We start from the raw sequence: 12,783 nt of genomic DNA, 5'->3' as shown, positions 1-12,783 counted from the left end.
GTGTCACATACCGGCCGCGGGGCAGATTCAGGCTGAAGGGGACGGCGCCGGGACCACCCGCGCCCCCTGCACCGGACCGCTCGCCACGCGCACCGTACGGCAGACCCCGGCACCCGCCAGCTGGGCGCCGATGTCGATCGCGGCAGGCGACGACGAGCACAGGAACGCACACGTCGGCCCGGACCCGGAGACCACGGCGGCCAGCGCGCCGGCGTCCAGACCGGCCCGCAGCGTCCGGCGCAGCTCCGGGTAGAGGCTCAGCGCGGCGGCCTGCAGATCGTTGGCCAGCAGTGGTGCCAGCTGCCGCGGATCGCCGGAGGCCAGCGCTGCCAGCATCGGATCCGGAGCGCCGGTGCGCGGCGGTGCGCCCCTGGCGCCGTCGGCGGTGGCGCGCAGCCGGTCGAGCTCGGCGAACACCTTCGGCGTCGACAGCCCTTCGGACGCGAACGCCAGCACCCAGTGGAAGGTGCTGCGGGCCAGCACCGTCGCCAGCTCCTCACCCCGGCCGGTACCGAGGGCGGTACCGCCGTGCAGCGCGAACGGGACGTCGCTGCCCAGTTCGGCGGCCATCGCGTGCAGATCGCGTCGGGGCACCCCGAGTTCCCACAGGTGGTTCATCGCCACGAGCACACCCGCTGCGTCGGCGCTGCCGCCGGCCATCCCGCCGGCGACCGGGATCGACTTCTCGATCGAGATCGCGACATCCGGGGCGCGGCCGACGTGCTCGGCCAGCAACTCCGCGGCCTGCCAGGCGAGATTGCGATGGTCGACCGGAAGGTCCTCGACACCTTCGCCGGTCAGCTCGAGGGACAGCACGTCGGCGGTGGAGACCGTGATCTCGTCGAGCAGAGACACGGCGTGGAAGACGGTCGTCAGATCGTGGTAGCCGTCGTCGCGCAGGTCGCCGACGCCGAGAAAGAGATTGACCTTGCCCGGCACCCGTACCGTGACCGAGCCGGTGGGAACCCACTCGGAGGCGGTGTTGCCGTCGCGCACGCCCACGAGGCTAGTCCCGGACCGGCCGACCGCAAACTCGGTGGACGTCCGTCAGGGTCAGCGAACCCGGATGTGTTCTTCGGCGTCGTCGGAGCGCTGGAGCAGCCGGACGAAGTCGGCGATGCTCAGCGTCTCACCCCGGCGGGCCGGGTCGATGCTCGCGGCCAGCAGCCGGCGTGCGGACTCGTTGCCGGACCCCGCCCACTCGGCGAACGCGTTGCGCGAGGTCTTGCGGCGCTGCGCGAACGCGATGTCGATGAGGTCGAAGACCTTGGCGCGGAAGTCCGTGTCGGTGGGCCACGGCGTCGTCTCGTAGCGATCCAGCCGGACCAGCCCCGAGTACACGCGCGGGATCGGCCAGAACACCGTCGGCGAGACCATGCCGTAGCGGCGCACGTTGCCGTAGAACCGCACCTTCGCGCTCGGTACGCCGTAGTCCTTGCCACCCGGTTCGGCGGCCAGGCGCTCGGCGACCTCGGCCTGCACCATGACCATCACCGAGCGGATCGTCGGGAACTCGGCGAGCAGATGCAGCAGCGCGGGCACCGCGACGTTGTACGGCAGGTTGGCGACCATCGCGGTCGGCTGCGCGTCCAGATCTGACGGCATCAGCGTCAGAATGTCCTGGTTGAGCACCGTCAGCCGGTTGATCTCGCTGTGCGAGTGATCAGCGACCGTGGTGGGCAGCTGCTGGGCCAGCACCGGGTCGATCTCCACGGCGGTGACGTGGGCGCCGCGGTCGAGCAACGCCAGCGTCAAGGATCCGAGGCCGGGTCCCACCTCGAGCACATGGTCGTGCCGATTGACACCCGACGCCGAAACGATCCGGCGCACGGTGTTCGCATCGTGCACGAAGTTCTGCCCGAAGGCCTTGCGCGGGCGAAAGTCGATGTCTTTCGCCAGACGCCGTATCTCGGTCCGCCCGAGTAGCCGAATCGTCAGGACGCCCCCACTCTTCCACTGCACGTGGGCCAGGCTCCCCAACCTTGCCGTGCCCGCGTGACTTCAGCAATCGCGATCTGCTCTTCTCGTGTAGCCAGATCCGCCCTCGCAGCATACCTCAGACCGCCCTGGCGCTCCCAGGTGTTTTGGTCAAATTGGACGCCACCGAAGTAACCGTTACCGGTGTTGATGGTCCAGTTGCCACCGGCCTCGCACTGCGCCAGGGCATCCCACGTGGCGCCGTTGACCACCGGGGGCACCTCGGTGCCCGGTTTCGCACCCACCCGGACGACACCGTCCCGCGACGGCGTGATGATCGCGTTGGCAATCGGCAGCCGGCCGGTCTCCACACCGTTGACGACGGCGACGGCAAAGGTGACGTCCTGGACGCCGGGCGCACCGGCATCCTCGACGATCTGGCGGCTCATGTTCATCGTGACGTCCTCGATGCGGCGGTTGGCCGGCAGCAGGGGCATCTGCTCGGTGCGCTTGTCGATCCGGATCCGCGTCACCTGGATCTGCATCCCGTCCACCACCGGCGACGACGCGTCGGGCACGACCCGGTCGCGCTGCTGCAGCGGCGCACCTGCGGCCTCGAGCAGACCCGCGACGTTCGGGGCGGCCAGCCGCACCGTGCGGATCACGCCGGCGTCGTCGATCTGCACGGTCTTGGGGCTGACGACCGGAAGCGCCATCCCGCCCAGCGGGACCCGGGTGCCGCGCGACGCCGCGGCCGGCGCCTTGTCGGTCATCTGCAGCTGGGCCAGCGCCTCGTCGACGGTGGAGGCCGTGGTCCAGACCTGCTCGGTGCGCGCGCCGTCGGTCGAGATCTCCAGCGGACGGCTGCGCCGCAGCGTGATGGTGTCGGCCTGATGCACCGGGGTGTCACCGGCGGGGAACAGGTCGTCGCGTTCGCCGACCTCGAAACCGTTCTCCTGGACGACGTCGATCACCGTGGACTTCATCGTGCTCACGGTCATGGGGGCGCCGTCGACCTCGAGCGTCACGGTCTTGTGGGTGGCCACGGCGAAACCGCCGGCGACCACCAGTGAGAGCAGCAGGGCGCCCACCAGGAGGCGGAGGGCGGGCGATCGGTCTTCGTGCAGTCGGTTCAGAGCAGTCAAGATGCGGTAGGTCTCTCGGCTATCGGTGCATATGTCACTTGTCGGCCAACACGCGTCGGAAGCCGTATTCGATCACAAGACGGTAACGAAAGTCGGCTTACGGCGCCAATCAGGCCAATCCGTAGACGCGCTGGGCGGTGTCCGCCGTCTGGGCGGCGAGCTCCGGTGCGGGCCGCCCGACGATCTCGGCCAGCGCGCGCACCGTGTACGGCAGACAGTACGGCTCGTTCGGCGCGCCGCGAAATGGATGCGGTGTGAGAAAGGGCGCGTCGGTCTCCACAAGGAGCTGACCGGCCGGGATCAGGGCGGCCGCCTCGCGCAGCGCGTGGGCGTTCTTGAAGCTCACCGTTCCGGACAGGCTCAGGACCCAGCCGGCGTCCACACAGGTGCGGGCCATCTGCGCGTCGGAGGAGAAACAGTGGAAGATCACGGTCTCCGGCGCACCCTCCGCGCCGAGCACGTCGAGGACCGCGGCATCGGCGTCGCGGTTGTGGATCATGAGCGGTTTCCCGGTGCGCTTGGCCAGGTCGATGTGCCAGGCGAAGGCCTCGCGCTGTTCGGCCGGGTCGGCGCAGCCGTCGAGCCGGCCGGGCCAGTACAGATCCATCCCGGTCTCCCCGATCGCGACCACCCGGGGGTGGGCGGCGAGGCGTTCCACCTCGGCTTTCGCGTCGTCGGTCAGGGCGTTCGCCCGCGTCGGATGCAGCGCCACCGCGGCGTAGACCCGCGGATCCCAGTCGGCCGCCGCGGTGGCCCAGCGGGCGGAGTCGAGGTCGTCGGCGATGGTCACGACGGCACCCACACCGACGGCCGCGGCCCGGTCGACGATGGCGCGGACGTCCTCGGCGGTGCTCGCGCCGCACGCGTCGAGGTGGGTGTGGGCGTCGATCAGTGGGGTCAGCGGCTCGGGCGGGGGCGGGGCCGGGCGGTTCGAGCGACTCACCAGCACACCATAGAGTTGGGTCCGAAATGAGCAAGCCAGGCAGTAGTCCGACGTACTACATCACCACCGCCATCGACTACCCCAATGGCGCACCCCACATCGGGCACGCCTACGAGAAGGTGGCCACCGACGCGATCGCCCGCTTCAAGCGGCTCGACGGGTTCGACGTCCGCTTTCTCACCGGCACCGACGTGCACGGGCTGAAGATGGCGCAGACCGCGGAGCGCGAGGGCATCCCGACCGCGGACCTGGCCCTGCGCAACTCCGACACGTTCGAGGCGATGCAGCGCAAGCTCGACAGCTCCTTCGACCGCTTCATCCGCACCTCGGACGCCGACCACTTCGAGGCGTCGGCCGAGATCTGGAAGCGGATGGACGCCGCGGGCGACATCTACCTCGACTCGTACTCGGGCTGGTACTCGGTGCGCGACGAACGCTTCTACAGCGATGACGAGATCGAGACCCGCGACGACGGCGACAAGTACTCCATCGAGACGGGCACCCCGCTGACGTGGACCGAGGAGCAGACCTACTTCTTCCGGCTCTCGGCCTACACCGACCGCTTGCTGGCGCACTACGAGGCGCACCCGGAGTTCATCGGGCCCGACGTCCGCCGCAACGAGGTGGTGAGCTTCGTCTCCGGCGGACTGCGGGACCTGTCGATCTCGCGCACCACGTTCGACTGGGGCGTGCCGGTGCCCGGTCACCCCGACCACGTCATGTACGTCTGGGTGGACGCGCTGACCAACTACCTGACCGGCGTCGGCTTCCCCGACGTCTCGTCGGTGGACTTCCAGAAGTTCTGGCCCGCCGATCTGCACGTCATCGGCAAGGACATCATCCGATTCCACACGGTGTACTGGCCCGCGTTCCTGATGTCGGCCGGAATCGAGCTGCCCCGGAGGGTTTTCGCGCACGGATTCATCAACGTCAAGGGCGAGAAGATGAGCAAGTCGGTGGGCAACGTCATCGACCCGGTGAACCTGGTCGACACCTTCGGTGTCGACGCCGTGCGCTACTTCCTGCTGCGTGAGGTGCCATTCGGCCAGGACGGCAGCTACAGCGAAGAGGCGATCATCGGGCGCATCAACGCCGACCTCGCCAACGAGCTGGGCAATCTGGCGCAGCGGTCGCTGTCGATGGTGGCCAAGAACCTCGGCGGCGCCGTTCCGGCGCCCGGTGCGTTCACCGCCGAGGACACCGCACTGCTCGACGCCGCCGACGCGCTGATGGACCGGGTGCGTGGGCATTTCGACCAGCAGGCGATGCATCTGGCGCTGGAGGCCATCTGGTCGGTGCTCGGCGCGACGAACCGGTACTTCTCCGCGCAGGAACCGTGGGTGCTGCGCAAGACCGATCCCGACCGTTTCGCCACGGTGCTCTACACGACGTTGGAGGTGGTGCGCATCGCGGCGCTCCTGAGTCAGCCGGTGATGCCGACCTCCACCGCGAAACTGCTCGATCTGCTGGGCCGACCCGAGGACCAGCGCTCCTTCGACACCATCACGACACGGTTGGCGCCGGGCACCGCGCTGCCCGCCCCGTCGGGTGTCTTTCCTCGCTATCAGATGGATTCGAATGACTGACCTCCACGGCAAACTCCAGGACATCTACGACGAAGTCGCACACCGCAATCCGGGTGAGGCGGAATTCCACCAGGCCGTCTTCGAGGTGCTCAACAGCCTCGGCCCGGTCGTCGAGAAGCACCCCGATTACGTCGACTCCGCAGTGATCCGACGGCTCTGCGAGCCGGAACGCCAGATCATCTTCCGCGTGCCGTGGATCGACGACAGCGGCGTGGTCCAGCTCAACCGCGGCTTCCGGGTCGAGTTCAACTCCGCGCTCGGACCCTTCAAGGGCGGCTTGCGTTTCCACCCGTCGGTCTACCTCGGCATCGTGAAGTTCCTCGGCTTCGAGCAGATCTTCAAGAACTCGCTGACCGGTATGCCGATCGGCGGCGGCAAGGGTGGTTCCGACTTCGACCCCAAGGGCCGCAGCGACGACGAGGTGATGCGGTTCTGCCAGTCGTTCATGACCGAGCTCTACCGTCATCTCGGCGAGTACACCGATGTGCCCGCCGGTGACACCGGCGTCGGCATGCGCGAGATCGGTTACATGTTCGGCCAGTACAAGCGCATCACCAACCGCTACGAATCCGGGGTGTTCACCGGCAAGGGGATGACCTGGGGCGGCTCGCAGGTGCGTACCGAGGCCACCGGTTACGGCACGGTGTTCTTCATCAACGAGATCCTCAAGGCGTCCGGCGACACGTTCGAGGGCAAGGACGTGGTGGTCTCCGGATCGGGCAACGTCGCGATCTACGCCATCGAGAAGATCCACGAGCTCGGCGGAAACGTCGTGGCCTGTTCGGATTCCAGCGGCTACGTGGTCGACGAGAAGGGCATCGACCTGAGCCTGCTCAAGGAGGTCAAGGAGGTGCGCCGCGGCCGGATGTCGGACTACGCCGAGCTGCGCGGCGGCGGGGCGTCGGCCGTCGAGGGCCGCAACGTCTGGGAGGTGCCGTGCGACATCGCGATCCCGTGCGCCACCCAGAACGAGATCAACGGTGACGAGGCCGCCGCACTGATCAAGAACGGCTGCCGCGTCGTCGCCGAGGGCGCGAACATGCCGTGCTCGCCGAATGCGATCAAGCAGTTCTTCGACGCCGGCGTGACGTTCGCGCCCGGTAAGGCGGCCAACGCCGGCGGGGTGGCGACCAGCGCGCTGGAGATGCAGCAGAACGCCTCCCGCGATTCCTGGACGTTCGCCGACACCGAGATGCGGCTCGAGCAGATCATGCGACGCATCCACAATCGCTGTCTGGTCACCGCGGACGAGTACGGCCAGCCGGGGAATTACGTCGCGGGCGCCAACATCGCCGGTTTCATCCGGGTGGCGGACGCGATGCGCGCACTTGGCGTGGTGTAGTGATCCGCGCCACACTATGTGGCGACATGTCACACGCCGGGCCTCGGCGGTGTCTTGAGGTCAGACCGGCTCAACGGAGAGCCGGCTGACCACAGGAGGTACCCATGAACGACCGCACCCGCATCGTCGTGCTCGGCGGCGGCTACGCCGGCGTGCTGGCCGCCAACCGGCTGCAGCGCGCCGACATCGACGTCGCCCTCGTCAATCCCCGCCCGCAGTTCGTCGAGCGCATCCGGCTGCATCAGCTCGCCGCGGACAACGACGACGCCGTCGAGAGCTTCGATGCCCTGCTGGGCGAGGGCGTCCGGCTCGTGGTCGACGGCGCCGAGCGGATCGACGCCGCAGCCCGCCGCGTCGAGCTGACCTCCGGCGCGACGATCGACTACGACTACCTGGTCTACGCCGTCGGCAGCACCGGCGCCGTTCCCACCGGCGTCCCCGGTGCGGCTGAATACGCCTACCCCCTCAGCGAACTCGAACAGGCCCACCGCCTGCGCTCCCGCCTCGCTGATGTGGCGCTGTCGGCGCCGATCGTCGTCGTCGGCGGCGGCCTGACCGGGATCGAGGCCGCGACCGAATTCGCCGAGGCCGGCCGGCGCGTCACGCTGGTGACCGACGTGCTGGGCGCGACGCTCAGCGCGGGCGGACGGCGGTCGGTGTGCAAGGTCATGGCCAGACTGGCCGTCGACATCGTCGAGGGGGCCGCGGTCGCCCGCGTCACCGCCGACGGAGTGGAGCTCGCGGACGGCACGCACCTGCCCAGCGCGGTGACGGTGTGGACCGCCGGGTTCCGCGTCCCCGGGCTGGCCGCGGCCAGCGGACTCACCACCGACGCCCTCGGCCGGCTGCTCACCGACGAAACCCTCACCAGCGTCGACGACCCGCGCATCGTGGCCGCCGGCGACGCCGCGGCACCGTCCGGGTTGCCGCTGCGGATGAGCTGCCAGGCGGCGCTGCCGCTGGGCGCCCAGGCCGCCGAGACCGTGCTGCGCCGCATCGAGGGCGCCGAGCCGGCCCGGATCAACCAGGCGTTCACCGGGCAGTGCATCAGCCTCGGCCGCGATGCGGGCACCATTCAGTTGGCGCGGTTCGACGATTCCGTCCTACCGCTCTACATCGGCGGACGGGTCGCGGCCACGATCAAGGAGCAGGTCTGCAAGGGCACACTGGCATTCCTGCGCAAGGAGGCCCGCAAACCCGGAACCTACTTCTGGCTCAAGGGCGGTAAGCGTCAGGAGAAGATCCCGATGGCGGTATCGTGACCGACGACGTGAGGACCGAGCACGCCGAACGGTTCACGCTGTTGCGGCCGTTGCTGTTCACGATCGCCTACGAGATCCTCGGTAGCGCAACCGAATCCGACGACGTGCTGCAGGAGAGCTACCTCCGCTGGGCGGAGGTCGACTTGACGACGGTGCAGGACACCAAGGCCTACCTCGCCCAGCTCGTCACCCGCCAGGCGCTCAACTCGCTGCGGGCGCAGTCGCGGCGGCGCGAGGACTACGTCGGCCCGTGGCTACCGGAACCGCTTCTGACAGAGGCGGATCCGTCGGCCGACGTGGTCCTCGCCGAATCGGTGTCGATGGCGATGCTGGTGGTGCTGGAGACGCTGAGCCCCGACGAACGCGCGGTGTTCGTGCTGCGCGAGGTGTTCGGCTTCGGACACGACGAGATCGCCGCGGCACTGGGCAGATCGGCCGCCGCGGTGCGCCAGATGGCGCACCGGGCGCGCGAGCACGTGCAGTCCCGGCGCAAGCGGTTCGACCCCGTCGATCCGAAGGTCTCCACGGAGATCACCACGCAGTTCTTCACCGCGGCCGCGACCGGTGACCTCGACGGGCTGATGGCGATGCTCGCACCCGATGTGGTGTGGACCGCCGACAGCGACGGCAAGGTCAGTGCGGCCCGCCGACCGGTGGCCGGCGCGGATCGGGTGGCCAGGCTGGTCATGGGCTTCGTCCGACTGGCCGGTGGCGAGGGCCGGGTCGAGGCGGCGATCTACAACAGCGCGCCCGCCCTGGTGCTCTACCTGGGCGACAGCCTCGAGGGTGTGGTGACCTTCGAGGTGGTCGACGGGAAGATCACCAACTTCTACGCGATGCGCAATCCGGAGAAGCTCACGGGCGTGATGGTGCCCCGCCGGATCAGCCGATGAGCCGGATCAGCCGATAATGAGCCGGTGCGCATCGATCGGCTCGGCGACCTGGGCGACGGCCCCGCCGTACTGACCGCTGTCGGGGACGCGGCGGCGCGCCGCTCGCTCGCCCCGCCCGCCGCACTGCTCGGCGACTGGTTCGGCTCTCTGGCCGTCATCGCACCGTCGGTCGAGGTCGTGCCCACCGACCCGGGCCGCGTCTTCACCGTCCCGCCCGGCACCGGAGACGCCGGCCACGAATGCGTCGGAGGCGGCTGGTTCGGCTACCTGTCCTATCCCGACGCAGGCGCCGACGGGGCCGGCCCGCGCATCCCGGTGGCCGCGGGCGGCTGGTCGGACAGCGTGCTGCGCTGCGATCTCGACGGCTGCTGGTGGTACGAGAGCCTGACCGGCGATCCGCTGCCCGACTGGGTCGCCGCCGCGCTGCGCGATCCCGTCACGAGACCTCCGAGCGCCGACTGGAGCATCGACTGGACCCCACCCGATCGCGACGCCCACCGCCGCGGCGTGATCGACTGCCTGGCCGCGATCGCCGCCGGCGAGGTGTACCAGGCGTGCGTGTGCACACGGTTCACGGGCCGGCTCCGCGGGCACAGCCTGGACTTCTTCGCCGACACCGTGTCGCGGGGACGGCCGGCCCGCGCCGCCTATCTGGCCGGTGGGTGGGGTGCGGTGGCGTCGCTGTCGCCGGAGCTCTTCCTGCGCCGCCGCGGTACGGCCGTGACCTCCAGCCCGATCAAAGGCACACTCCCCCGCTGCGCCGACCCGTCCGACCTCCTCGCCTCCGTCAAGGACGTCGCCGAGAACATCATGATCGTCGACCTGGTCCGCAACGATCTGGGCCGGATCGCGGCCACCGGGTCGGTGACGGTGCCCGAACTCCTCGCGGTATGTCCCGCCCCCGGGGTGTGGCATCTGGTGTCGACGGTCGCCGCCCGCGTCCGCACCGATCTCCCGATGGCCGAGGTGCTCGACGCGACCTTCCCACCCGCGTCGGTCACCGGTACCCCCAAGTCGCGAGCCAGGACGCTACTGCCCGAATGGGAACAGTCACGACGCGGAATCTATTGCGGCACAGTAGGACTGGCATCACCGTCGGCGGGGTGCGAACTGAACGTCGCGATCCGCACGGTGGAGTTCGGTGCCGACGGCTCGGCGATCCTCGGCGTCGGCGGTGGCATCACCGCCGACTCGGATCCCGATCGCGAATGGGACGAATGCCTGCACAAGGCGGCCGCGATCGTCGGCGCCGTTCACTCCCGTGAACGCAGCACGGCGTCATAGAGCTCCCGCCGCGACGGGGCGCCAGGATGGGCGGCGATCACCTCGGCGCAGGCGTCCTTGACGCGCACCCCCGCGGCGACGCGGGCGTTGACCTCCTCGACGAGGGTGTCCACGTCGGCGACCGGCACAGCACCCGCCAGCACCACGGTGATCTCGCCGAGCACCCCGTCGGCCGCCCAGTCCGCGAGCTCGGCCAGCGACCCGCGCCGGATCTCCTCGTGGGTCTTGGTCAGTTCGCGGCACACCGCCGCACGCCGATCGGGCCCCAGGACGGTCACCGCGGCGCGCAGGGTCTCGGGCAGCCGTCGCGGGGATTCGAAGAACACGCACGTGCGCTGCTCGGCGGCGAGCATCTGCAGCCACGCCGTCCGCGCGCCCGGCTTGCGCGGCGGGAAGCCCTCGAAGCAGAACCGGTCCGACGGCAGACCCGACACCGCCAGCGCCGTCGTCACCGCCGACGGACCGGGCAGGCAGCTGACGGGCAGACCGGCCTCGATGCACGCCGACACCAGGCGGTAGCCGGGGTCGTTGATCAGCGGCATCCCGGCATCGCTGACCACCAGCACCGTCGCCCCGGACCGGACGGCGTCGACCAGCGCAGGCACCCGCGTCGCCTCGTTCTGGTCGAACAGGCTCATCACCTTGCCGGTCGGGCGCACATCGAGCGACTGCGCCAGCTGGCGCACCCGCCGGGTGTCCTCGGCGGCGACGATGTCGGCGCGGCCGAGGGCGGCGATCAGCCGCGCCGACGCGTCCGTGGGCAAACCCAGCGGGGTGGCGCCGAGCAGCAGTCGACCGACAGTCAATTCGGCGGGCAGGAGCGGAGCGACCGGGGGAAGGACATGGACACAGCCTACGATCTGTTGGCGTGACCGCCCCCGCCACCGAAGCTCCGCGCGCGGTCCCCGTCATCAGCCCGGCCCCGCTGGTGCCCGTCGCCGACTTCGGTCCACTCGACCGGTTGCAGGGTTGGGCGATGACCGCGGTGATCGCGGCGCTGGCGGCGATCACCCGGTTCATCAATCTGGGCTCGCCCACCGATGCCGGGACACCGGTGTTCGACGAGAAGCACTACGCGCCGCAGGCCTGGCAGCTGCTGCACAACAGCGGCGTCGAGGACAACCCCGGATACGGCCTGGTGGTGCATCCGCCCGTCGGCAAGCAGATGATCGCGATCGGCGAGGCGCTGTTCGGTTACAACGGTCTGGGCTGGCGGTTCTCCGGCGCGGTGTGCGGGGTGGTGCTGGTCGTGCTCGTCGCGCGGATCGCCCGCCGGATCACCAGGTCGACGGCGGTGGGCGCGATCGCCGGGCTGCTCCTGATCGCCGACGGCGTCGCATTCGTGTCCTCGCGGACCGCGCTGCTCGACGGCTTCCTGGCCGTCTTCGTGGTGGCCGCGTTCGGCGCTCTGATGGTCGACCGCGACGACGTCCGCGCCCGCATGCACGTCGCCCTTCTGGAGGGCCGGATCGCCGAGACGCCCTGGGGTCCGCGCCTCGGCGTGCGGTGGTGGCGCTTCGGCGCGGGCGTCCTGCTGGGGCTGGCCTGCGCGACCAAGTGGTCGGGCCTCTACTTCGTCGTGTTCTTCGGCGCGATGACCCTGGCCCTCGACGTCGCCGCGCGCCGCCAGTACCGGGTGCCGCGCCCGTGGCGGGGCGTGCTGCGTCGCGATCTGGGGCCGGCGGTCTACGCGCTGGGGCTCATCCCGGTCGCGGTGTACCTGGCGTCGTACGCGCCGTGGTTCGCCTCCGAGACCGGGGTGGACCGCCACGAGGTCGGCCGTTCGATCGGCGAGGACAGCGCCTGGCCGGTACCCGATGCGCTGCGCTCGCTGTGGCACTACACCTACGCCGCGTTCCGCTTCCATTCCGGGCTGACCAACGCGGCAGGCAATCACCACCCGTGGGAGTCCAAGCCGTGGGCCTGGCCGATGTCGCTGCGGCCGGTGCTCTACGCGATCGACAACCAGGACGTGCCGGGCTGCGGTGCGCAGTCGTGCGTCAAGGCCGTGATGCTGGTGGGGACGCCGGCGATGTGGTTCCTCGCCGTGCCCGTCCTCGGCTGGGCGATGTGGCGGACGTTCGTGAAGCGCGACTGGCGCTACGCGGTGGTGCTGACCGGATACTGCGCGGGCTTCCTGCCGTGGTTCGTCGACATCGACCGCCAGATGTACTTCTTCTACGCCGTCGTCATGGCGCCGTTCCTGGTGCTGACCATCGCGCTCATCCTCGGCGACATCCTGCACGCGCCCCGGCAGAACGCCGAACGGCGAACCCTGGGCTTGATGGTCGTGGCGGGCTATGTGGCGCTGGTGATCACGAATTTCGCCTGGCTGTTCCCGATCCTGACCGGCATCCCGATCTCGCAGTCGACCTGGAATCTTCAGATCTGGCTGCCGAGTTGGCGGTAGC

General features: G+C 69.7%; 11 protein-coding genes. 6 read left to right on the top strand and 5 right to left on the bottom strand.

All coding sequences use genetic code 11. The annotated features are described in order from the left end of the window. Positions 1–27 precede the first annotated feature (27 nt). The 4 genes from A5757_RS14855 to A5757_RS14840 form a co-directional block, all read right to left on the bottom strand. Complete coding sequence (locus tag A5757_RS14855) at positions 28–1,002, bottom strand: 4-(cytidine 5'-diphospho)-2-C-methyl-D-erythritol kinase (protein ID WP_197497348.1); 975 nt, start codon at positions 1,000–1,002, stop codon at positions 28–30. A 51-nt stretch (positions 1,003–1,053) separates the two neighbouring features. After that, positions 1,054–1,938 carry a 16S rRNA (adenine(1518)-N(6)/adenine(1519)-N(6))-dimethyltransferase RsmA gene (gene rsmA / locus A5757_RS14850; protein WP_066835879.1) on the bottom strand — a complete coding sequence of 295 codons (885 nt, stop codon included), beginning with the start codon at positions 1,936–1,938 and terminating at the stop codon, positions 1,054–1,056. Then, positions 1,935–3,062, bottom strand: a complete 1,128-nt coding sequence (locus tag A5757_RS14845; RefSeq protein ID WP_066835443.1) for a resuscitation-promoting factor — start codon at positions 3,060–3,062, stop codon at positions 1,935–1,937. Before A5757_RS14845 ends, rsmA begins: the two co-directional genes overlap by 4 nt. A gap of 109 nt (positions 3,063–3,171) precedes the next feature. Next, positions 3,172–4,005, bottom strand: coding sequence for a TatD family hydrolase (locus A5757_RS14840; RefSeq protein WP_369815953.1), 834 nt, complete (start codon positions 4,003–4,005; stop codon positions 3,172–3,174). Between the two features lie 26 nt (positions 4,006–4,031). Between A5757_RS14840 and metG the strand changes: the two genes are divergently transcribed. The 5 genes from metG (at position 4,032) to A5757_RS14815 (ending at position 10,372) form a co-directional block, all read left to right on the top strand. Continuing rightward, positions 4,032–5,591, top strand: a complete 1,560-nt coding sequence (metG, locus tag A5757_RS14835) for a methionine--tRNA ligase (protein WP_066835439.1) — start codon at positions 4,032–4,034, stop codon at positions 5,589–5,591. Then, positions 5,584–6,933, top strand: coding sequence for an NADP-specific glutamate dehydrogenase (gdhA, locus tag A5757_RS14830; protein WP_066835437.1), 1,350 nt, complete (start codon positions 5,584–5,586; stop codon positions 6,931–6,933). Before metG ends, gdhA begins: the two co-directional genes overlap by 8 nt. A gap of 104 nt (positions 6,934–7,037) precedes the next feature. Then, a complete protein-coding gene (locus A5757_RS14825; RefSeq protein WP_066835435.1) occupies positions 7,038–8,195 on the top strand; it encodes an NAD(P)/FAD-dependent oxidoreductase in 1,158 nt (385 codons plus the stop codon). Further along, positions 8,192–9,088: an RNA polymerase sigma-70 factor gene (locus tag A5757_RS14820; protein ID WP_066835433.1), complete on the top strand. Its 897-nt coding sequence runs from the start codon at positions 8,192–8,194 to the stop codon at positions 9,086–9,088. The genes A5757_RS14825 and A5757_RS14820 overlap by 4 nt, the downstream gene beginning before the upstream one ends. Before the next feature lie 24 nt (positions 9,089–9,112). Continuing rightward, a complete protein-coding gene (locus tag A5757_RS14815; RefSeq protein WP_066835431.1) occupies positions 9,113–10,372 on the top strand; it encodes an aminodeoxychorismate synthase component I in 1,260 nt (419 codons plus the stop codon). On the opposite strand, the gene rsmI is transcribed toward A5757_RS14815, so the two are convergent. Next, complete coding sequence (gene rsmI / locus A5757_RS14810) at positions 10,342–11,178, bottom strand: 16S rRNA (cytidine(1402)-2'-O)-methyltransferase (RefSeq protein WP_066835429.1); 837 nt, start codon at positions 11,176–11,178, stop codon at positions 10,342–10,344. The genes A5757_RS14815 and rsmI overlap by 31 nt on opposite strands. A gap of 62 nt (positions 11,179–11,240) precedes the next feature. Here rsmI and A5757_RS14805 point away from each other — a divergent pair, with 62 nt between their 5' ends. Then, on the top strand, positions 11,241–12,782 hold the full coding sequence (locus tag A5757_RS14805; protein WP_066835427.1) for a dolichyl-phosphate-mannose--protein mannosyltransferase: 1,542 nt from the start codon (positions 11,241–11,243) through the stop codon (positions 12,780–12,782). Position 12,783 lies beyond the last annotated feature (1 nt).

It is taken from the genome of Mycobacterium sp. 852013-51886_SCH5428379, assembly GCF_001665575.1.
GTDB lineage: Bacteria > Actinomycetota > Actinomycetes > Mycobacteriales > Mycobacteriaceae > Mycobacterium.
Note: the sequence above shows the minus strand (reverse complement) of the source record. Positions and strands in the feature narration are given on the sequence as shown.

Bases quoted from the DNA above. Each gene is read 5' to 3' on its own strand.
- metG (WP_066835439.1), top strand. From the start codon at position 4,032: ATGAGCAAGCCAGGCAGTAGTCCGACGTACTACATCACCACCGCCATC.
- gdhA (WP_066835437.1), top strand. From the start codon at position 5,584: ATGACTGACCTCCACGGCAAACTCCAGGACATCTACGACGAAGTCGCA.
- A5757_RS14825 (WP_066835435.1), top strand. From the start codon at position 7,038: ATGAACGACCGCACCCGCATCGTCGTGCTCGGCGGCGGCTACGCCGGC.